Here is a 1,697-nt window from a genome sequence, read left to right as displayed (position 1 = left end):
TCTCCACACTTAAAGACATGCTCCTTGCGCGTCTTTCAAATCATTTCTATTCATGGCCGTATAAGTCACCGCGGCCTGGTACTATCCAGTTTGCCCTCTCATTTCCTTCAGAAATCCCGGTCTCCTCTCAGGTAAAGCTCACCTGCAGCTTTTCCGATCTTAACGGTAAGCTGGTTATGGACACGACCTTAACCTTGATAAATACCGGTTCTGCTAAACAATACATGACCATTGCGTCACTTAGTCCAGGGGAATACCTCTTTTCCTGCAGCGCATCTTCGGGAAAAAAGGTTTTTACTTTCAAGGACTCTCTGTTCATAGAACCAGACAGAAGCGAGTTCATGGTTACAGCTCAGAACACCTCTATTCTGAGAGAATTAGGCAGGGAGATCAATCTTCTTGACACCATGTCTTTACAGGAGATTTCAGAAAAACCGGAATCCAGCACTGAAGCCACACTGAAGAGCTTTCGGATATCACGGTCATGGTTCCTGCTTACAGTTATTCTGCTGCTGATGCTTGTAGAGTGGGGCTACAGAAGAATTTCAGGGCTGGGATAAATCACTCATACACAGAGACAATATTGTAGGCCTTCATTTTAAGATACAGAGTCTTTGGATTTATCTCCAGAAGCCTGGCAGCTTTCCCCCTGTGTCCATTTACAAGGCCTAAAACATGGATAATGTGCTTACGCTCCATCTCACTTAAACTCAATACATCTGTTTTGTTGTCACTTTCTGCAGGAACCTGTTGAACAGGACTTTCACTCTTCTTTGTTTTCAGAAATGAGAGGTCATAAGCTGTAATCTCGTTTTTTGATGAGAGAATGCAGGTGCGTTCAACAACATTTTTAAGCTCCCGCACATTGCCGGGCCAGGAATACGCCTTGAGGACATCCATGGCGCTTTTTGTAAACTCTTTGTGAAAACCCTGCGCGCTGACAAAACTATTGACAAGAAGCGGGATGTCGTCTACCCGATCCCTAAGTGCCGGAACTGTAACTGAAAGCACGTTCAGCCGGTAAAAAAGATCTGCACGGAACTGATTTTTTTCCACCAGAATTTCCAGCGGCTGGTTAGTGGCACAGATTATCCTGACATCGAGAGAAATATCCTTTGTACCCCCAACACGCCTTATTTCACCTGTTTCGAGAAAACGCAGCAGTTTGGCCTGAAAATGGACCGGTATCTCCCCTACTTCATCAAGAAACAGAGTCCCACCGTCAGCTATTTCCGCCAGGCCGCGTTTCTGGGTTTTTGCATCGGTAAAAGCACCCTTTTCATATCCGAAAAGTTCACTCTCAAGAAGCGTTTCTGAGAAAGAAGCACAGTTGATCGCAATAAAGGGTTTATCCTTTTGTAAACTTTGATCATGAATTGACCTTGCTACCAGTTCCTTTCCTGTCCCGCTCTCTCCCAGAACAAGAACAGTCGACTGGGTAGGCGCGATGCGGGAAATCACTTCCTGAAGTTCCTGCATCAGTTTACTTCTGCCAATCAGCTTACCTCCGATGCCGCTTTTCTTGAGTTCATCACGGAGAATCTTCAAATCAAGCTGTGAACGCTGGTGAGCTATGGCACGTTCTATCTGTATCAGCAGTTCATTAAGAGAATAGGGTTTTCTCACATATTCAAACGCACCAAGCTTCATGCACTCGATCGCGCTCTCCAGTGTGGCATTTCCGGTAAGGATAATTA

General features: G+C 45.3%; 2 protein-coding genes. One reads left to right on the top strand and one right to left on the bottom strand.

Annotated features, from left to right (window positions below; all coding sequences use genetic code 11):
* Nucleotides 1–560, top strand: a 560-nt coding sequence (locus GX089_04045) for a hypothetical protein (protein NLP01644.1), incomplete at its 5' end; no start/stop codon positions are given.
* Nucleotide 561: 1 nt separating this feature from the next.
* Here GX089_04045 and GX089_04040 read toward each other — a convergent pair.
* The coding region (locus GX089_04040; GenBank protein ID NLP01643.1) for a sigma-54-dependent Fis family transcriptional regulator at nucleotides 562–1,697 on the bottom strand (1,136 nt) is incomplete at its 5' end.

It is taken from the genome of Fibrobacter sp. (assembly GCA_012523595.1).
In the GTDB taxonomy this organism is placed as follows: Bacteria; Fibrobacterota; Chitinivibrionia; order Chitinivibrionales; family Chitinispirillaceae; genus JAAYIG01.
Note: the sequence above shows the minus strand (reverse complement) of the source record. Positions and strands in the feature narration are given on the sequence as shown.